The organism is Micromonospora sp. NPDC004704 (assembly GCF_053601675.1).
In genome coordinates this window covers 55,804-73,989 of the sequence record NZ_JBSGCD010000006.1, presented here as the reverse complement: position 1 = coordinate 73,989, position 18,186 = coordinate 55,804, and the positions used below count along the sequence as shown (strand labels likewise).

The window sequence follows — 18,186 nt, the reverse complement described above, 5'->3', positions numbered from 1 at the left end:
ATGCCTGATCCAGCCTCGTTCACCGACGACGAAAACTGGTCGGGAGGGTTCTACGAGCTGTCCATCGAGTTGGGCGACCTGGATCATCAAGGCTTACAAAGGGCGCTGAAGGCTTTGTGGCGAGCGGCTTCCATCGACGGCTGCTACGGTTCCCGAGACCATGAACCTGGTGAGCAGGCGGAAGTTCCCTGCACCGTCTCGTCCCTGACGACCTTCGGCCACCTGCGGGGGACGGTGCTCCTTCCGAATGGTCACCGAGTGGTGTGCGGCTGCCTGATCCTGGGTGACGACGAGCATCCTGAACGGTTTGAGTTCTACCTGCCCCTGGGAGCTCTGGGACGCGTCGACCCGCGCATCGGCGGTTTCCCTTTCGACTCCCGGAGCGGGGAGGATTCCCTGGTCTGGCGGCGCCCCCTGGACGACTGGCTGGCCGCCGTCGGCACGAGAATCTTCCACGAGGTCCCGTTCCGGCTCGGCCTCATCGGTTTCGAAGTGGACGGCAACATCACCTCCGAACAGCTCAACGGCGTCGCACCGGAACCGCGCTGGGAGGGATATCTGCTGCCGGCTGGTGAGAATCTCCGGTACGAGCCGGCCACCCGATGACGCGGATGACGGACTGGCTTGAAGTCTCACGCCGGCTCGTGCAGCCGGTCCAGGCGGGCGCGATGGGCTCGGCTCAGGTGGAGCCCTTCCGCGGCGAGATTTTCCTCCAGGTGGTCCAGCCGAGCGGTGCCCGGAATCGGAAGCATCACCGGCGACCGGCCCAGCAGCCACGCGAGCGCAACCTGTGTGGGTGTGGCACCGACCTCGGCCGCCACCGCCGCGATCTCCGCCTTCGCTCCCGACGAACCTGCCGCGACCGGCCGCCAGGGCAGGAACGCGATCCCCGCCCGCTCGCAGGCTTCGAGTGCGGGCTCGTGCTCGCGATCGAGCACGTTGTACCTGTTCTGCACACTCGCCACGTCGACGACCCGCCGTGCCTGGTCGAGTTCGGCGACGGTGACCTCGGAAAGTCCGATCCGGCCGATCTTTCCCTCGGCCCTCAGATCGCCCAGTGTGCCGAGCTGGTCAGCGAGCGGTGTCTCCGGATCGATCCGATGTAGCTGGAGCAGCTCGATCCGCTCCAGCCGCAGCCGGCGCAATCCCTGCTCGACCTGCGTACGCAGGACCGCCGGGCGCCCGTCCAGCTTCCATTCGCCCCCAGCCCCAGAGCGTGCGACACCGACCTTCGTGGTGATGAGCAGCCCTTCCGGATAGGGGTGGAGGGCCTCGGCGAGGAGTTCCTCGTTGGCTCCCCCGCCGTACAGGTAGGCGGTGTCGATCAGCGTGACGCCGAGTTCGACGGCTCGCCGGACCACCGTCAGCGCGGCTTCGTGGGCAGGACCCCGCTCGGTGGGCAGGTGCATGGCACCGAACCCCAGCCGCCGTACCGCCAGGCCCTGGTCGAAACGAAACACGGTCGATGTCATGCGCTCTCCCCGCTGTCTGGTAGGGGCCGCCCGGCGTCCGGCCGCGTACCCGGTGCAGCCCGGACCGTCCTCACGTTACGGTTCGGGCGTGACGCTCGGCCTCACCACCCGCCCCCTACTCTTCCTCGACGTGGACGGACCGCTGATCCCGTTCAAGGCCCGGCCGGCTGATCGAGGACCTTCCCCGGCTCGACCATCGGACGGTACGGGCAGCCCCCTGCTCGATCGGCTCGACCCGGATGACGGGCGCAGACTGATGTCCCTGGGATGCCAGTTGGTCTGGGCAACGACGTGGATGACGGAGGCGAACGAGGTCATCTCGCCACGGCTCGGGCTTCCGGACCTCCCGGTCGTGGAATGGCCGGACGGCGACGAGGATCCGGAGCGCGGCCTGCACTGGAAAACCGTGTTCCTGACCCGGTGGGCAGCCGGACGTCCGTTCGTCTGGCTCGACGACGAGACAACCGACGCCGACCGGCGATGGGTCAAGGCGCATCACCTGGCAAGGGCGCTGCTGCACCGTGTCGACCCGTACACCGGCCTGACCGAGGCGGACCTGTCGACGATCCGTCGATGGCTCGTCCGGGGTGACGACACGACTTGATCAGCCGCATAGAGTGTCCGCCGCGAACCATCAGGTTCCTGCGCGGATGCGACTGACGATGGCGTCGTCGGGGTGGGCGTGGGCGATCCGGATCACCTCGGCGATCAGCGGGTGCAGCTCCGGCGAGTTCTCGTCGACGCGGAGGTTCAGCAGCGAGATGATGCGGCAGCGGACGCGCAGGTCGTCGTTGGCGAGAAACACGCGCAGCCCTGCCTCCTGGAACTCGCGCCGCAGGTCGATACACGGATCATCGTCGGCGCCGGGTACGCGCCGCCGTGAGCTGTACCAGGCGCCTGCCGCTCCGCCGATGCTCGCGAGCGCCAGATGTCAGTGAGTTCGGGCGCCAGCGAGATCTCGTCACTTTGGAGGCTCGTCGGTCGCACGCCGACTGCGGTCGCATCGGCCGATCGGATGGGCTCGGGCGATGATCGGCTATTTCCATGTGCGACGGACCCTCCGTGACGCCTAGGAAAGAGCCATGACCAACGAGGTGACCGTTCCCCTGCTGCCCTGCGCGTCGATTGACGACATCGAAACCTTCTACCGGGTTCTCGGCTTCAGCACCACGTATAAGCAGCGCAAACCCAACCCCTGCGTGGCACTGCAACGTGAAGACCTGCACCTGCAATTCTTCGAGATCGCCGGGTTCGACCCAGAGCATTCCTACGGCTCCTGTCTCGTGATCACCCCGGACATCGCGGAACTGCACCGGGCTTTCGCTACCGGCATGCGGGCCGCGTACGGCAAAGTCCTGGTGTCCGGAATGCCGCGGATGACCCGGCCCAGGGCTCGAAAGAACGCCGACGGGCTGGGCGGATTCAGCGTCATCGACCCGGGCGGCAACTGGATCCGCGTCTTCCAGAACCCCGCCACGATGCCCACGCCAGCCCCCGCACCCGCACCCGCCGGACGACTCGCCAAAGCGCTGGCGAACGCCGTCGTGCTGGCCGACTCCAAAGGTGACGCCGGCCAGGCAGTCCGCATCCTCGACAGCGCGTTGGCTCGCCCGCAGGCCGACGATGACCCCGTCACACACGTAGAGGTACTGGTGTACCGCGCAGAACTGGCGATGGCGCTCCATGACCGGGAAACCGCAACGGAGATGCTGGCCCGCGTCGAGCACATCGCGCTGGACGCAGACGAGACCGGGAGGGCGGCACCGACCTTCGAGATCGCTGCCGACCTCGCAGCGGCGCTGCGAGGAGTTCGGGGTGCAGTGGAGGTGTAGGTACGCAGGGTGACGTAGCCGCTCGTTCTGACGAACATCCGTGGGGACCGGAAGCCGAGGTGGCGCCGAAGTGGCGAACATCCGGCTCCGGTTCTCGCGGACTGAATCAGGTTGCCCTCTTCCCTCGCGATACGGTGCTGCCATGTCTCGATCAGCCGAAACCGGATCAGTCTTGTCTCCCGTCACCGCGGACGACGTCGACCTTGCCGTGCGGCTCGCCGTGGGCGTCCTTCGGGAGGCACCCCCACAGGGGTGGGCCGGTAGGGCCGGTTCGCTGGAGTGGGACTGCTGGGAGACCGCCGAGCATCTCGCCGATGACCTGTTCTACTACGCCGTGCAGTTGGGGCCGCAGAGCCCGCCGCTGGACACCCATGTCCCTTTCGTGTTGAGCCGGAAGAGGCCGGACGGGCCCGCGAACTTCCTCTTCGCGGACCGTGACGCGGGTCCGGCCGGCCTGGTGCAGGTGCTGGAGGCGTGTGGTGCGCTGCTGGTCGCCATGGTGCGCACGACGCCGCCCCGGGTCCGCGCCCACCACGGCGCCGGGGTGTCGGACCCCGAAGGCTTTGCGGCGATGGGGGTGGTAGAGACGCTGGTACACATGCACGATCTGGCGGAAGGCTTCGGGCTTGCCTGGACCCCGCCCTCCGCTCTCTGCTCGCGGGTGCTCGCCCGTCTGTTTCCAGAGGCTCCGAGCGGTACGGATCCCTGGCTCACCCTGCTGTGGGCCACCGGCCGCACCGAACTGCCGGGGCACCCTCGTCTCACCACGTGGCGCTGGGTCAGCACACCGCGGTCCTAGGAGGAGATCGGCTTCACCGGCAACCCGGCGAACCTATCCGGTCACGGCACTAGCCAAGGAATCTGAGCACGGCGCGTTCGGCCGCCTCGTCGGACGTACCGGGTTGGATGTCGGGTGTCTGGCCGTTGTCGTACCGGTCGAGCAGGGTCGGGTCCACGTACGACGTCCGCGCGACGGCGGGGGTGTTGCCGAGCAGGTCGGACACGTCCCGCATCGCCTCGGCGACGACCCTGCGACGGCCGGTCTTCGACCGCTGCGGCGCCGCCTCGGCCAGCACCCGGGACGTACGCACCGTCGCCTTCCAGGTACGGAAGTCCTTCGCCGACATCGGCATCCCGCTCAACTCGCGCAGGTAGTTGTTGACGTCGTCGGCGTGCACGTCGTGCCAGCGCCGCCCCGCCCAGTATCCGAACAACCGGTCGGAGTCGCGGCGCCTGCGGCGCAGGTCCCGCAGGACCCGGCAGACCTCCGGGTCGGTGACCTGCCGTGCCTGTTCGATCCCACCCTTCGCGGCGAACTCCAGGACCACGCAGCCGCGCCCGGGGCGTACGTGTTCCGGGCGCAGGGTCGACACGCCGTACGTCGGGTCGTCGCCGGTGGCGTACTGGTCGCCACCGATGCGGAACATGCCCAGGTCGAGCAGTTTGACGACGGCGGCGAGCACTCGGGCACGGTTCAGCCCCCGGCCGGCAAGATCACGGTTGATTCTCCGGCGCAACGCCGGTAGCCGCCGGGCGACCGTCAGGACGTGCGCGAACTTGTCCCGGTCCCGGTTCGCCCGCCAGCGCGGGTGGTAGAGGTACTGCTTCCGTCCGGCCGCGTCGGTTCCGGTGGCCTGGATGTGGCCGTGGGGATCGGGGCAGATCCAGACGTCCCGCCAGGCCGGTGGGATCACCAGCTCACGGAGGCGTTGCACCTCGTCCGGGTCGCGCAGCGGGCGTCCGTCGCGGTCGAGGAAGCTGACCCCACGGCCCCGTACGCGCCGGCCGTAGCCGGGTTTCGTCAGATCCGTACGCCGCAGCCGCACTGCTCCCCACTCCTCGCCGACGGTTCACCGGTCGATCTTCCGGGTGCGGTACCCGTACCGGAAATGCGGTAAACCGTGGGCGTGGTGACGTGGCCGGCGTCGTTCAGGCGGCGGGTGCGCGCAGGGGGCCGGGTGCACGCAGCGTACGCAGGAAGGTCGGCAGCAGCCAGGGGCGGGGACCGGTGACGGCCACTCCCCTGCTGAGCAGTGCCCGCGCCGTTCCGACCCGGCCGAACATCAGCAGGTTGAGGGTGACCGGGTTGAACGACAGCCGTATGTCCGGAGCGGATCCGGGCGGTTCGGAGGTCACCAAACCCTTGTGCAGCACGACCGTGACCGGTGAGGTGTACCGGGAGCGGAACTCGACCGCGATCCGACGCTCCCGTGGCGGCTCGTCGTTGTCCAGCAGCCGTCCGTGGTCATAACCGTCGCCGAGCATGCCCATGACGAACAGGTCGAGGTACAGACCGGCGTACGCGGGCGGGATCTCCCACGGCACCCGCAGGAGGCGGGCGATGTCCCAGCCGTGGATCATCAGCTCGTTGACCAGGTGGGCGAGGATCCCGGCCAGGGGTGGGTACGATCCGCCGAGCCAGTCGATCCCGGCCGCGTGGTCCCGGTCGGCGGTCACCCGCAGGATGTGGTCGATGTCGGCCCGTAGCTGCTCGCCGAGCACGGTCAGGTCGCGCTCGGGGTAGTGCGCGAGGAACACCTCGTTGAGGTCTGCGACGGTGTCCACGGTGGTGCTCTGTAGCCGCTCGTGGAGTCCGGGGACCGGCAGCGGGACGGGATCGGTCTCGACCATCGAGGCGTAGAGCCGGGCGGTCGCCGCGACGTGGGCCGTCATCTGCGCGACCGTCCAGTGCGGGGTCACCGGTGTCTCGCCCCGCGCCCCGGAGATCAGGTCGACGAACCGGTCTCCGGCATCACGCAACGCGCCCCGGGCGGCCTGCCACTGGTCTTGCGTCACCGTTCCGGACACGATCTCTCCAACGGTTGGTCATCGCCCCGCCACTCACCGCTGCCGGGACCGGGACGTCAACCTAGCATCGATCCCACACGCTGTGTGCCCTCCGACGCGCATGTTGGGTACGTTGGTCCGATGCCATGGCGTAGGGCTGCTTCGATGTGGTCGCTCTTCGGCGTGATCGCCGTCGTGTCGTCGGTGCTGGTGCTCCGCCGGCCGGACTGGGACCGTCTGTCCGACCTGCACATCTACTACGGAGCGGCGCAGACCGTCGAAGCCGCCCGCCCGCTGTACGAGTACGCCGCGGCCAACGGTGGGCCGTTCACGTACCCGCCGTTCGCGATGCTGCTGCTGCGCCCGATGGTGGCGTTGCCGGAGTCCGCCGTACAGGTGATCTGGTTGGTCGGGACGATCGCGGCGGTGGCCGCCATCGCCGCGACGGTGCGTGGCGCGTTCCCCGTCGCGCCCCGGCACCGTCAGCTCGTCGTCGCCGCCATCGCCTGCGCGGTGCTGGTCTCCGCACCGGCGCAGAGCAACCTGCGGTTCGGCCAGGTCAGCATGTTCATCGTGCTGCTCGCCCTGGTCGACGCGGTGGGGCTCACCCCGGCGCGTTACCGGGGCGTGCTGGTCGGCGTCGCCGCCGCGATCAAACTGACCCCGCTGCTGTTCGTGATCTTCTTCCTGGTCTCGCGCCGGCACCGGGACGCCGCCCGCGCGCTCGGTGCGTTCGTGGGCTGCGCCGTCCTCGCGGCGGTCGTGCTGCCCACCGACAGTTGGACGTACTGGACCGGGATGATGTTGGAGACGTCCCGGATCGGCAACCTCGCCTCACTGGGCAACCAGTCCGTGCACGGCATGCTGATGCGGGTCGGGGTGTCCCCAGAGACGCTGCCGCTGCTCTGGGCCGCGCTGGTTGCCCTGGTCTGCGGCACCGCCCTGCTGCGGGCCCGGAGTCTCCAGTTGGACGACCAGCCGGTACGCGCCGCGGTCCTGGTCGGCTGCGCCACGGTGGTCGCCTCCCCGGTGTCGTGGACCCACCACCAGGTCTGGACGGTGCTCGCGGCGATGCTCCTGGTCGCCGCCCGGGGCGTGCTGCGCCGGGTCGCCGGGGCAGCCCTGCTGGTGGTGACGGTGTTCAGTCTCGGTGCGCTGCTGGACGACGTGTCGACCTTCCCCGGCCTCCAGTTCCTGCTGGAGAACGCCCGCGCCCTCGGTGCGGTCACCGTCTGCCTGGCCGGCTTCGGCGGGATCGCCGTGGTCGCGGTCGGCACCGCCCGTCGGCCTGCCGGTCAGCGTCGCGGCTGGCTGCGGGCGGTCACCGCGGTCACGGCCACGCTGGCGTGTTTCGCCGTACTGCCGCTGCCAGCGGGGGCCGACCCGACGTTCAAGGCGTACACCGTGACGGACGCGGACAACCCGCGCTACTTCTACTACTGCCGGGACGTCGCGGGATGCGCTGCCCCGTCGGCCGGGGCCGCGGTCCGCTTCGGCGTCGTCCGGGAGAAGACGAAGGTACGGGTGAACGGCGTCGTTGACGGATCCGTCACCCGGCTCGAATACCGGTCCGCGCCCGGCGGTGCGCCCCGGGTGATCCCGCTGCTCGACCTCCATCCGGGGCAGCGGGAGTTCTCGTTCCGCAGCGCGAACATGGCCCACGGGCGGTTGGTCGCGTACGGGGCCGACGGGCGGGAGCTGGCGAGCTTCACCGACGAACTCAACCCGTAGCGGCGGTACCGGATCTCAGGCCGAGGAGTGGCCGGAGCGTGCCCGTTCGGCAACCTCCCGCAGGTACGCCAGGTTGTCACGGGTACGTTCGGCGAGCGGCTGGGCGGTGGAGAAGTCCTCGACCGTCACCCACCCGTCGTACCCGATCGCCGCCAGTGCCTCGAAGTACGCGTCCAGGTCCGCCTGCCCGTCCCGCAGCGGCGCCCAGTCCTCCGCCCACACGGTCGCCCCGTCCGGCCGCTGGCCCACCGACCGCCAGGCGACGTTCTTGACGTGCACGTGGGCGAGGTACGGACCCAGCATCTCGAACGCCGCCAGGTAGTCCTCGTGCCCCTCGATGACCAGGTTGCCGACATCGTGGATCACCCCGACCCGGGCCGGGTCCAGCCCCTCGACCAGCCGAATCGCGGCCGACGACGACGCCACGATGGTCCGGTGGTGCAGCTCGACCAGCACGCTGACCCCGTACGCGGCGGCCCGGCCGGCGGCCCAGTCCAGGTCACGGCGGGTGGCGTCGAACAGCTCCGGATACCGGCCGGTGCCCAGCGCCGGCATCGTCACCCGTACCCGGCCGGCGCCGAGAGCGGCGGTGGCGGCCAGCATCCGCTCCACGTCCGCCCGCTCGCCGCAGCGCACGTACCCACCGAGGCCGGAGTAGTCGAGCCCGGCCGACCGGGTGATCCTGGCTATCTCGGCCAGGTGGTCCTCCAGCCCCTGTAGCGGCCAGGTGGCCCGGTTGCCGGCCCAGAAGCCCGGCTCGGCCGACGGCTCCTGGTCGGTGACCCGCCACTCGATGCCGTCCCAGCCCTGTGCCGCCAGGGCGTTCGCCGCCTGGGTCGGTGTCCACTCCGGGGTCGACGCGGTGAAGACGGAGAACCTCATCGGGGCCCCGCCTCCCCTGCCTGGACCGGCACCGTGCCGCCGGTGACGTACGGCAGGTCGTCGAAGGCCCCGGCGAGTACGTCGGCGACCGCGACCGGGCGGGCCAGTGCGGCGGACCGGTAGACCGCCTCGACCACGGCGAGCGACAGCAGCCCGTCCTCGACCGTGACACCGGGTGGTCGCCGCCGGTCGATCGCGTCGACGACATCCTGGTACTGGCGCAGGTGACCGAGCACGAAACCGTCCTCCGATTTGGGTGCGCCGCGCAGGTCACCGACCGGGACCCGTTCGGCTGCCTGGTTGGGTGGCCGTCGGGGCGGACGGTCTTCGGTGTCGCCCGCGACGTGGAAATATTCGAGCTGGTCGTCGTGGATGACCGCGGAGCCGAGGGTGCCGTGCACCTGGAGCCGCGTCCCCAGACCGGGGTAGGCCGCCGTGGTCGCGTGCAGCACGGCCAGCGCCCCGGACGCGAACCGGATGGTGGCGACCGCCACGTCCTCGACCTCGATCCCGTGGTGGGCCAGCCTCGCCGTCTGGGCGGAGACCTCGACCGGTCGCCCGAGCAGCCAGAGGAGCAGGTCCACGGTGTGCACGCCCTGGTTCATCAGCGCACCACCGCCGTCGTACGCCCAGGTGCCGCGCCAGTCGGCCGAGTCGTAGTAGCCCTGGTCGCGCCACCACGGTACGGACGCCACCGCGGAGGTGATCGGCCCGAGCTGCCCGGCGGCGACGGCGTCGGCGACCGCCACGCTGGCCGGGTCGAAGCGGTGCTGGCTCACCACGGAGACGACGAGTCCCCGGGCCCGCGCGTCGGTGGCGGCGTCGGCCAGCCTCCTGGCCCGGCGCAGGGTCACGTCCAACGGTTTCTCGATCACCACGTGGGCGCCCCCGGCCACCGCCTGCTCGGCGATCGGGGCGTGCAGGCCGCTCGGCGTACAGATCGCGACCAGGCCGATCGGGCGGTCGGCGAGCGCGTCGGCGAGGTTCGGGTAGCGGCCGGGCGGCCCGGTTCCGGTGCGCTCGGCAATGCTCCGGGCCAGTTCGCGGCTGGCCGCCTCGTCCGGGTCGACCAGGGCGGCGACCCGCAGGCGGGGGTGCCGGTCGACGGCCGCCGCGTGGTTCGCGCCGATGATGCCGGCACCGACGATCGCGACGTCGATCGGGGCGGGTGGTTCGGTGGCGCCGCCGTTCATACGGTCCGTTCTCCGATCGTCCGGTGGGCTCGCGGCGAGCGGGGCCGGGGTCATTTCACCCCGCCGGTGGTGAGGCCGCTGATCAGGTAGCGCTGGAAGAAGAGGTAGAGCACGACCACCGGTACGGCGCAGATCAGCGCCGCCGCCATGAGCTGGCCGTAGACCGGGATCGCACCGCCCTCCTGGGTGGCGCCGAAGATCTGGAGCGACACCGCCGCCGTACGGGTGTCGGGATTGGTCAGTACGGAGGCGAACAGGACGTCGTTCCAGCCGAGCAGGAAGGCGAAGATGCCGGAGACGGCGAGTCCGGGCCAGCTCAGCGGCACGATGATCCGGGTCAGCACCCGCCACGACGAGGCCCCGTCGACCCGTGCCGCCTCGTCCAGCTCGCGGGGCAGGCCGCGCAGGTAGGTGACCATGACCCAGGTCGAGAACGGCAGCCCGAAGGTCAGGTACGTGAGCCACAGCGCCCACCGGGTGCCGATCACCGGGACCCCGAGGACCGTCGCGGCGCTGGCGAACAGCACGAAGACCGGCAGGAGCATGAGCGTGCCGGGGATGGTCTGCAACGCGAGCAGACCCCGCAGGATGGCGATCCGGCCCCGGAACGCGACCCGGACGAGGACGTACGCGCTGACGATCGAGACCAGGGCGCAGACCACCGCGACGGCGCCGGCCACCAGCACGCTGTTGACCAGTCCGGGGCCGAGGTCGGTGGTGGACCAGATCCGCCGGTAGTTGCCGAAGTCCGGGCTGCGCGGCAGGAACTCACCGGCGGCGACGGAGAGGTCCGAATTGATCGAGGCGAGGAACATGTAGAGCAGCGGCGCCCCGACCAGCAGCAACAGGACCGCGAGGACGAGGGCCCGCAGCGGGCCGGGCAGCAGCCGGGTGATCTCCGCCGACCGGGTGGCCCGGGTACGGGTGGTCATGGCGTACGCCCCTCGTCTCCGGTGTCGAGTCGGACGGCTCGCAGGTAGACCGCGATCGGGATGGCGACCAGCACCAGAGACAGGACCGCCATCGCCGCGCTGAGCCCGAACCGGAAGTTCTGGAAGCTCTCCACGTACGTCAGCACCGGCAGCACCTCGACGTCACGCGGCGCCGGCACCCCGAACAGGACGAACGGGAGGGTGAAGTTGTTGACGTGGTGCAGGAACGAGATGACCAGCGCCAACGAGACCGGCCCGCGCAGGTAGGGCCCGATGACGTAGCGGAGCTTGGCCCACCAGCCGGCCCCGTCGAGCGCGGCGGCCTCGTGCACGACCGGGTCGACGGTGTGCAGCCCGGAGACCGCCAGCAGGTAGACCAGCGGCCACGCGGTCCAGACCTGCACGATGACCAGGGCCCAGAAGCTGCGTGGACCGTTGAGCCAGAGTCCGGGCGCGAACCCGAGCTGCCCGAGCGCGGCGTTGGCCACCCCGTCGGGTTGCAGGATGATCCGCCACACCGTGCCGACCACGAACGCCGGCAGGACGTACGGGATCAGGAAGATCGACCGGACCAGTGCCCGACCCCGGAACCGGTCGTGGGTGGCGAGTGCGGCGGCGACACCCAGCGGCAGGGTGAGGACCGTGGCGAGCAGCGCGTAACCGAGGCTGACGCCGATGGCGTGCGGCAGGTGGGAGGCGGAGACCGCCTCGACGTAGTTGTCGAACGCGACGAACGGCGCACCCACCCACTGCCGGATCGAGTACTGGTCGAGGTCGAGCAGGGAGATGTAACCGGCGGTGAGCAGCGGGACGACGATCACCACGAGGGTCAGCAGCCCACCGGGGATCAGCATCCACAGCGGACGGTGGCGTTGCCGCGTACGCCGGGCCCGGGTCGGCGGGCGGTGGACCGGGGCCGGCGCGCGGACCGGGCCGGGCGCGGACCTCGGCTGCTCCGCGCCGGGCGGGGCCGCCGTGGTCACCGGACCTTCGCCGGTCAGCGGTGCCGGCGTCACTTGGCCTTGTCCAGCGCTGCCTGCCCGGTCTTCTGCGCCTCGGCGAGCAGCGACCGCAGCTTGGCCTCGTCGATCCGGCCGGCGGACAGGGTGGGGATCGACTGGACCACCACGTTGACCAGTGCGAGCTGGATCTGGCTCCAGGCGCCGCTGAACGGCGTACCGACCGCCTTGGACGACGACTCGACCAGCGCGGCGAGCGCCGGGTCACCGCTGAGGGCGCCCGCCGCCTCGGTGTTGGTCGGCAGCTCACCGAACGTCCTGTAGTAGGTGCCCTGCATCTCCGGGTCGGTCAGGAGCTTGATCAGCTTGAGGGCGTTGTCCTTGTTCTTGCTGTACTTCGCCACCACCAGGTTGTCCCCGGAGAGGATGCTCGTCGCCGGTCGCCCCGACGCCGCCACCGCCGACGCGCCGGGCGGCACGGTCGGCATGATCGCGTACGCGTACTTCCCGGCGACCGAGGAGGCGTCCAGGGTCACCTTCGAGGTGGCGGACACCATCGGCAGGAAAGCCGCCTTACCGCCCGCGAAAGCGGCGATGGCCTGCGCGTTCTTCCAGCCGACCGAGGCCGGGTCGACCACCTTGTCAGTCGCCAGCCAACCGAGATAGCTGCGGTACGCGGCGAGCGTGGTCGGGTCGTCCAGCCGGAGCGTGCCACCGGTGACCAGGGGGTTGCCCGCCTGCACGTCCATCGCCCAGATGAACTTCCACGGGTCGAACGAGTCGGCGTACGCGACCGCGAGACCGTACCGGCCACTGGTGGTGAGCCGTTTGGCCTGCTCGCGCAGCCCGTCCCAGCTCTCGGCGGGCTTGTCGATGCCGGCTGCGGCCAGCAACTCCTTGTTGTACGCCATGACAAACGGCCGGCTGGCGAACGGTACGCCGACCTCCTTGCCCGGCTCGGGTCCGGAGATGCCGAGGGTGGCGGGGAGGAACTTGTCCCGTCCACCGATCTTCGCCCAGTCGTCGTCGGTGAACTCCACGAACGCGCCGGTCGCGTACGCGGTCGGGGTGAAGGTGGTGCCGAGGGAGTAGATGTCCGGTCCCTGGCCGGACAGGACCGAGGTCTGAATCTTCGTCAGCTCGTCGTTCGGGGAGGCGAACGTCTCGAACCGTACGGTCACCCCGGTCTCCGCCGCGAACTTCGCGGAGACGTCGGAGAACCACTTCCGCTGCTGCTCGGGGTAGATCGAGTTCGCCTGGACCAGGACGTCCAGGCTGGATCCGGCCCCGCCCGAACCGCTCTCGTCGGCGCCGCAGGCGGTCAGGCCGAGCCCGACCACGATCAGACCGGTCAGCCCGGCCAGAGTTCGTCGCGCTTTCATCTACCTCAGCTCCTCGGCGGGAGGCAGCGCACCGGCGCACCTCGGTGGCGGGAATTCACGGGACCGTAACAATCGACCGTGATCGACGGCAATCGTTTGCCATCGTTTTGCCAACCGTGGTTGCCTGGCGAGATGGGAAGCAGCGAGGGCGGTCGCCGCACCCGCCCGGTCACCATCACCGACATCGCCAGGGTCACCGGCGTCGTACCGTCGACCGTGTCCCGGGCACTGAACAAACCCGGCCGGGTCAACGCCGCCACCCGGGACCGGATCCAGGCTGCCGCCCGCGAGCTGAACTACGTACCCAATTCGCAGGCGCGGGCCCTGATCTCCGGACGGACCGGGACCATCGCGGTGCTGATCTCAGACGTGACGAACCCGTTCTACTTCGGACTGATCCGGGGCACCCAGCAGCGGTTGAAGGCCGCCGGCTACGCCCAACTGCTGATCGACACCGAGGACTCCGGCGAGCACGAGGCGGAGATGCTGCACAAGATGCGCCGCTCCCTCGACGGCGCCATCCTCGCCGCCTCCCGGCTCCCCGAGGGCGCCCTGACCACGCTGGCCGGGGAGATCCCGCTGGTAACGGTCAACCGCAACGTCCGGGGCGTGCAGAGCGTGGTCATCGACACCCCGACCGGGATCGGCCTGGCCGTCGAACACCTGGTCAACCTGGGACACCGCGACATCGTCTACGTCGCCGGCCCGGACACCGCCTGGTCGAACCGGGCCCGGTGGCGGTCGATGTGCGCGGCCGGTGAACGGTACGGGCAACGGTTCCGCCAGGTGGGGCCGTTCCCGCGCGGGCGCAGCTCCGGATCGGCCGCCGCCGACGCGGTGCTCGCCGCCGGGGCGACCGCCTGCGTCTGCTTCAACGACCTGTTCGCCATCGGCATGCTGCCCCGGCTCCGGGAACGGGGTGTACGGGTCCCCGACGACCTCAGCGTGGTCGGCTGCGACGACATCTTCGGCGCCGACTTCTGCCACCCGCCGCTGACCACCCTGACCGGGCCGATCGAGCAGGCAGGTGAGGTGGCGGTCGCGATGCTGCTGGCCCGACTGGACGAACCCACCGCCGAACCGGACCGGCGGACCGTCATCCTGCCGGCAACCCTGACCGTACGCGAGTCGACCGGACCGGCACCGGACCGTCCGGTCGGTGTCTGACGGGTCCGGCGCCCCCTCCCTCACCGCGCGACAGGGACCACGTACGGGAAGGCGTCGGTGCGGGCGTCCTTGGTGGTGTCCGGGGTGAGGCCGGAGTTGATTGCCGTGTTGACCACCAGCGACATCATCACCTCGGGGGCGTTGTCGGCCAGCGTCCGACCGTTGATCTTCGCAAAGCCGAAGTTCGCCGGGGTGCCCACCTCGTAGGACAGCACATCCGGATAGACCCGGCGCGCCACGCTCCAGCCGTACGCCTCCGGGTCCTGGGAGGTACCGGTCGCGGCGACGGCACCGGCGACCGCGCCGGCGATCGCAGCTCCGTCCTGCGCCAGGTCTTCGCACGGGTGACGGGTGTTGGCCGGGTTGGAGAAGTCGGTGTCGGTGGGCCAGAAGATCGGCCACATCATCGGGTGGCCCGCGCGGTTGATCTGACGCCAGCCGCCGGCGTCGGTGGCGAGCTTGGACGCGGCCCACACACCGATGGTCGCGCCGTCGGAGAAGAACTCGTCGTCGACCAACTCCAGCACGATCGAGTCGACGGTGGTGCCGGCGAAGGTGTTCTTCGCCTGCTCCGGTTTCCAGGCCGACCGGTCCAGCTTCGCACCCTTCGCCACCGCGCCGTTGACGGTGGCGAGCAGGTCCAGGTCGACGTAGAAGGGGTCGGTGATCCTCCCGGCCCACGCCCGCAGGCCCTGCCCGGTCACCTCTTCACCGGTACGGCCCTGAGCAAGCACCGCACCCGTCGCCCCGTCCTCACGAGAATCCGCACCCGTGAGGACGGACACGGTGAGGTCCTGCCCCTGACCGTCGAACTCGCCGAAGGCGACCCGGTAGGTCAACTCCTCCATCACCGAGCCGTTGACGTGAATCTTGAACTCGTACCGGCCCTCGTGGTGGAAGCCCGGCTGGAGGTCCACGTTCGTGACCGAGCTGTTCGCGTCCAGCACCAGCACGGTGCCGCGTTCGCCGGGAAAAACGAACAGGTCGTCAAGGTAGAGCTGGCCCGTCTGGGCGGCGTGCGGGGTGTCAAGGTGATGCGACATCGTGGCTCCCGAAGTGCTGCCGAGATAAGACAATGCCGAAGCTATCCCAACGACTATGACCAAACGGATGATTCGGGTATTTCGTCAACTATCGCCTACATCAAAGGCGAGTTGATGGGGCACCCATGAACCCGACGTCACTCGGCGGATCACGGCGAGTCGCAGACGACATGCCGACCGCACGATCGGCCGACCTGCGAAGTCTGCATCAACTGCCGTGGTTGCGGATCGTGCCCCGGTGGCCCGCCCTGGCCAGGATGCCGGCGGAGGCGCGACACACGGCACGCGTATGGGCGATGAACCTACGTGGCTTGATCATCGGAGTCGCTCCCAGGGGCCGGGGATGGGGCTGGCATGCCGGTGCAGCTCGTGCAGATAATCACCCCGATACGAGGCCGGTACCGCTTGGCACACGTCTCGGACGGCAACCGAGATCACCCTCACATCGTGCCGCAATCCATCGACCGCCTGCAATGCGTACGCCAACCCGCCGGCTATATCGCCGTCAGCGACCATCGCCCGCGCTCGGTACACCCGGCTTTCGAGCAGCCAGGTGGGAAGCCCCGCAAGAGCCGACTCCGCCCGCTCGTACGCAGCCTCAGCCGAGTCCGGGGTGCCGACACGGGCCTCCAGGAACGCGGACAGGAACACGGTCCGCTCCACCGGCCCCGGCCCGGCCGACGGCGCGGGTAGTTGCTCGGCCACATCAGCCATGGCCTCAACCGCCGCCCGGCCAAGCCGCGCATCTCCGGTCAGGGCGTACGCCCCGACCTGCGCCGCGTGTGCCTCCAGCGCACCGAGCGTGGGCCGGGCGGTGACGGCCAACGCGGTGGTGGCCACGTTCAGCGCATGATCGACGGTCCAGTCCTCGTAGACCCCACGTGACGCGGCCCGACCGCGCACCCAGGCCATCATGTCGGTGTCCCCGGATCTGTCCGCGAGGGTGGCGCTGGTCCGGTACCAGTGGCCGGCACCGCCGAGCTGGTCATGGTTGCCCAACCAGAGGCCGTAGATGATGCCGAGGCCGGCGGCGGACCGGAACAGCCCGCGTGCCGGGTTCTCCCGCATCTGCTGCTTGATCACCATGAGGTTCGTCAGCAGCGAGGCTCCGAGCAGCGGGGACGGATCAGTCACCAGTAACCGGGTGTTGGTCGCGAGCACCTCGTCCCAGTCCTCCTCAGTGCCCGCCGCATCCAACAGCCCGTGCCGCACCATGTCCCCGAGCGCGTGCGGTCCACCGATCGCACCGAGACTCGCGGCCGCGCCAACGGTCGCGAGTAGGGCTCTGCGTCGCATGTCGTCTCTACCTCCCCGCTCCAGTGCGGCCAGCTCCATCAGTACCCCACCGGCCCGGAGGGTCGTGTCGAGTACGGCGGCGATATCCGCCGTGGGCATTCGCTCGCCGGTCTCCAGGTGCCCGAGGTGAGATTTGGAGACGACCGATCGGGCCGCGAGTGCAGCCAGGGAGAGACCTGCGGTCTCCCTCATGGTCTTCAATACGGTACCGACACCGTCCAAGCCTCCCGCCCTCTCAAGTCGAGGCCCCGGTGTTTGGAGACGAGTGGAGACGCGGACCTGCTGCCGTGTGCTCAGAGTATCGGCAAGGCTACGGGAGAGGGGCAGCCCGGCTGCCTGATGAGCGGGTGTGGCGCCCCTGTTGGCGGTGGCGCCGCACCTGCCCCGTCGGTAGTGGACCGGAGGTATGCGATGCGATGGAAGTGGTTTGCCGGCGACAATCCGGACCCGATCGGGCCATTTCGCGATCGGCCGCCCCGTAGGCCCGCCGCCGACGCACCAACCATGTCTTCCGGTGTGGCCGGCATGCAGACGACCAGCGCGCAGGAGAGGCGAGCGCGACTCAACTCCCGCCAGGCCGCGTGGTGGCGGACCCGATGAGTCCCGCCCAGAAGCCGCATCCGCTGACGACACTGTCCCGGTCGCTGTGGCCGGCGCTGCTGGGCATCGCGCGGGCGACCGTCGAGGCGCACGAACGCGGCGAGGAGTGCAAACTGTGCCCGTCGTATCAAGCAGGAAGGTGCTCCCGACTGGCGGGAGCCCGCCGGCTGGTAGCCGACCCGCAGATGCTCGCGGCCGAGCGGGAGGCCCAGGCATGAAGGTGATCCTGCCCAGCGTGCCGCCGGGCACGCTCCTACACCTCCGGGCGGGCGAGTGGTACACCGGCGGTGTCCCGGCCATGGAGGAGACCGAGATCCAGGTGGTCGCCATCGACAGGACCGACCCCCGTACGCGCGAGGGCGAGCCGGAGGTGTGGGTGTCCGCCCACTGGTCCACCTGCACGGACCCGATGCGGCAGGGGCATCTGCCGTGCTTCGGAAACTACGTCCGCGCCAGTGCGATCGTGCGGGAGGTGGCGGCGGGATGAGCCGGATGGATGAGCCATTGACGCGGGCAGCGATCTGGATGTCGGCTGACATGACGCGACGGCAGCACCAGCCTGGTGGCAACAGTTGGCAGCCCGGAACGTGCCGACAGTGCACCCCGGCTGGGTGCCCCCAGTTGGCCTGGGCGGTGTCGGTGCTGGATGAGCCGGCGGCACAGGGATCGGCCCCATGACCGCCGAGCCCGGTGACGGGATGTCGCGACTGACGAAGATGACCTGCAACCTGACCCCCGCTGCCTTGGACGCACGCGATGCGCTGACCTCCGGGTGGCGAGTCACCCAGACCGATGCCGTGAACCGGGCGTTGCGGGTCGCCGCCGTGCTGCACACGATCGCCCCGGACGATCAACTTCGGGTGGTACGGAGTGACGGATCCATCGTCGATATCTACCTCGTTTGAAGCGG

General features: G+C 69.9%; 20 protein-coding genes. 9 read left to right on the top strand and 11 right to left on the bottom strand.

Annotated elements, in window-relative coordinates:
• Positions 1 to 606: a hypothetical protein gene (locus ACWEFB_RS10265; RefSeq protein WP_452284179.1), complete on the top strand. Its 606-nt coding sequence runs from the start codon at positions 1 to 3 to the stop codon at positions 604 to 606.
• Between the two features lie 26 nt (positions 607 to 632).
• On the opposite strand, the gene ACWEFB_RS10260 is transcribed toward ACWEFB_RS10265, so the two are convergent.
• Positions 633 to 1,472: an aldo/keto reductase gene (locus ACWEFB_RS10260; protein WP_452284177.1), complete on the bottom strand. Its 840-nt coding sequence runs from the start codon at positions 1,470 to 1,472 to the stop codon at positions 633 to 635.
• Positions 1,473 to 1,560: 88 nt separating this feature from the next.
• Between ACWEFB_RS10260 and ACWEFB_RS10255 the strand changes: the two genes are divergently transcribed.
• A complete protein-coding gene (locus ACWEFB_RS10255) occupies positions 1,561 to 2,076 on the top strand; it encodes an HAD domain-containing protein (RefSeq protein ID WP_452284175.1) in 516 nt (171 codons plus the stop codon).
• A gap of 30 nt (positions 2,077 to 2,106) precedes the next feature.
• Here ACWEFB_RS10255 and ACWEFB_RS10250 read toward each other — a convergent pair whose 3' ends face one another.
• On the bottom strand, positions 2,107 to 2,277 hold the full coding sequence (locus tag ACWEFB_RS10250; protein ID WP_452284173.1) for a hypothetical protein: 171 nt from the start codon (positions 2,275 to 2,277) through the stop codon (positions 2,107 to 2,109).
• A 277-nt stretch (positions 2,278 to 2,554) separates the two neighbouring features.
• Here ACWEFB_RS10250 and ACWEFB_RS10245 point away from each other — a divergent pair, with 277 nt between their 5' ends.
• Together ACWEFB_RS10245 and ACWEFB_RS10240 are read left to right on the top strand one after the other, a co-directional pair.
• Positions 2,555 to 3,304, top strand: a complete 750-nt coding sequence (locus tag ACWEFB_RS10245) for a VOC family protein (protein WP_452284171.1) — start codon at positions 2,555 to 2,557, stop codon at positions 3,302 to 3,304.
• A gap of 172 nt (positions 3,305 to 3,476) precedes the next feature.
• Entirely contained in the window at positions 3,477 to 4,103 is a 627-nt protein-coding gene (locus ACWEFB_RS10240) for a hypothetical protein (RefSeq protein WP_452284169.1), read from the top strand.
• 49 nt (positions 4,104 to 4,152) lie between these two features.
• Here the strand turns inward: ACWEFB_RS10240 and ACWEFB_RS10235 are convergent, their stop codons facing one another.
• Together ACWEFB_RS10235 and ACWEFB_RS10230 are read right to left on the bottom strand one after the other, a co-directional pair.
• A complete protein-coding gene (locus ACWEFB_RS10235) occupies positions 4,153 to 5,130 on the bottom strand; it encodes a DNA topoisomerase IB (protein WP_452284167.1) in 978 nt (325 codons plus the stop codon).
• A gap of 103 nt (positions 5,131 to 5,233) precedes the next feature.
• Positions 5,234 to 6,100, bottom strand: coding sequence for a maleylpyruvate isomerase family mycothiol-dependent enzyme (locus ACWEFB_RS10230; RefSeq protein WP_452284165.1), 867 nt, complete (start codon positions 6,098 to 6,100; stop codon positions 5,234 to 5,236).
• Positions 6,101 to 6,232: 132 nt separating this feature from the next.
• On the opposite strand from ACWEFB_RS10230, the gene ACWEFB_RS10225 reads away from it, so the two are divergent.
• Positions 6,233 to 7,822, top strand: a complete 1,590-nt coding sequence (locus tag ACWEFB_RS10225; protein WP_452284163.1) for a glycosyltransferase 87 family protein — start codon at positions 6,233 to 6,235, stop codon at positions 7,820 to 7,822.
• A gap of 15 nt (positions 7,823 to 7,837) precedes the next feature.
• On the opposite strand, the gene ACWEFB_RS10220 is transcribed toward ACWEFB_RS10225, so the two are convergent.
• Genes ACWEFB_RS10220 through ACWEFB_RS10200 form a run of 5 tightly spaced genes read right to left on the bottom strand, consistent with a single transcriptional unit; the run spans position 7,838 to position 13,170 of the window.
• On the bottom strand, positions 7,838 to 8,704 hold the full coding sequence (locus ACWEFB_RS10220; protein ID WP_452284161.1) for a sugar phosphate isomerase/epimerase family protein: 867 nt from the start codon (positions 8,702 to 8,704) through the stop codon (positions 7,838 to 7,840).
• Entirely contained in the window at positions 8,701 to 9,897 is a 1,197-nt protein-coding gene (locus tag ACWEFB_RS10215) for a Gfo/Idh/MocA family protein (protein ID WP_452284159.1), read from the bottom strand. Before ACWEFB_RS10215 ends, ACWEFB_RS10220 begins: the two co-directional genes overlap by 4 nt.
• 50 nt (positions 9,898 to 9,947) lie before the next feature.
• A complete protein-coding gene (locus ACWEFB_RS10210; RefSeq protein ID WP_326557820.1) occupies positions 9,948 to 10,829 on the bottom strand; it encodes a carbohydrate ABC transporter permease in 882 nt (293 codons plus the stop codon).
• Complete coding sequence (locus ACWEFB_RS10205) at positions 10,826 to 11,812, bottom strand: carbohydrate ABC transporter permease (protein WP_452284156.1); 987 nt, start codon at positions 11,810 to 11,812, stop codon at positions 10,826 to 10,828. Before ACWEFB_RS10205 ends, ACWEFB_RS10210 begins: the two co-directional genes overlap by 4 nt.
• A gap of 29 nt (positions 11,813 to 11,841) precedes the next feature.
• Positions 11,842 to 13,170 (bottom strand): sugar ABC transporter substrate-binding protein, encoded by a 1,329-nt coding sequence (locus ACWEFB_RS10200; protein ID WP_452284154.1) that lies wholly within the window; start codon positions 13,168 to 13,170, stop codon positions 11,842 to 11,844.
• Between the two features lie 132 nt (positions 13,171 to 13,302).
• On the opposite strand from ACWEFB_RS10200, the gene ACWEFB_RS10195 reads away from it, so the two are divergent.
• The gene (locus tag ACWEFB_RS10195) at positions 13,303 to 14,337 is read left to right on the top strand and encodes a LacI family DNA-binding transcriptional regulator (protein WP_452284152.1); all 1,035 of its coding nucleotides are present in this window, start codon (positions 13,303 to 13,305) and stop codon (positions 14,335 to 14,337) included.
• Positions 14,338 to 14,357: 20 nt separating this feature from the next.
• Here ACWEFB_RS10195 and ACWEFB_RS10190 read toward each other — a convergent pair whose 3' ends face one another.
• On the bottom strand, positions 14,358 to 15,380 hold the full coding sequence (locus tag ACWEFB_RS10190; RefSeq protein ID WP_452284150.1) for a DUF4331 family protein: 1,023 nt from the start codon (positions 15,378 to 15,380) through the stop codon (positions 14,358 to 14,360).
• 315 nt (positions 15,381 to 15,695) lie between these two features.
• A complete protein-coding gene (locus tag ACWEFB_RS10185) occupies positions 15,696 to 17,309 on the bottom strand; it encodes a helix-turn-helix domain-containing protein (RefSeq protein ID WP_452284148.1) in 1,614 nt (537 codons plus the stop codon).
• Here ACWEFB_RS10185 and ACWEFB_RS10180 point away from each other — a divergent pair.
• The 3 genes from ACWEFB_RS10180 to ACWEFB_RS10170 all read left to right on the top strand — a co-directional run bounded on the left by ACWEFB_RS10180 (position 17,273) and on the right by ACWEFB_RS10170 (position 18,181).
• Positions 17,273 to 17,494, top strand: a complete 222-nt coding sequence (locus ACWEFB_RS10180) for a hypothetical protein (protein WP_452284146.1) — start codon at positions 17,273 to 17,275, stop codon at positions 17,492 to 17,494. The two genes, ACWEFB_RS10185 and ACWEFB_RS10180, sit on opposite strands and share 37 nt — an antisense overlap.
• Positions 17,491 to 17,763, top strand: a complete 273-nt coding sequence (locus tag ACWEFB_RS10175) for a hypothetical protein (protein ID WP_452284144.1) — start codon at positions 17,491 to 17,493, stop codon at positions 17,761 to 17,763. The genes ACWEFB_RS10180 and ACWEFB_RS10175 overlap by 4 nt, the downstream gene beginning before the upstream one ends.
• Before the next feature lie 187 nt (positions 17,764 to 17,950).
• The gene (locus ACWEFB_RS10170; protein WP_452284142.1) at positions 17,951 to 18,181 is read left to right on the top strand and encodes a hypothetical protein; all 231 of its coding nucleotides are present in this window, start codon (positions 17,951 to 17,953) and stop codon (positions 18,179 to 18,181) included.
• The last annotated feature ends 5 nt before the right edge of the window (positions 18,182 to 18,186 follow it).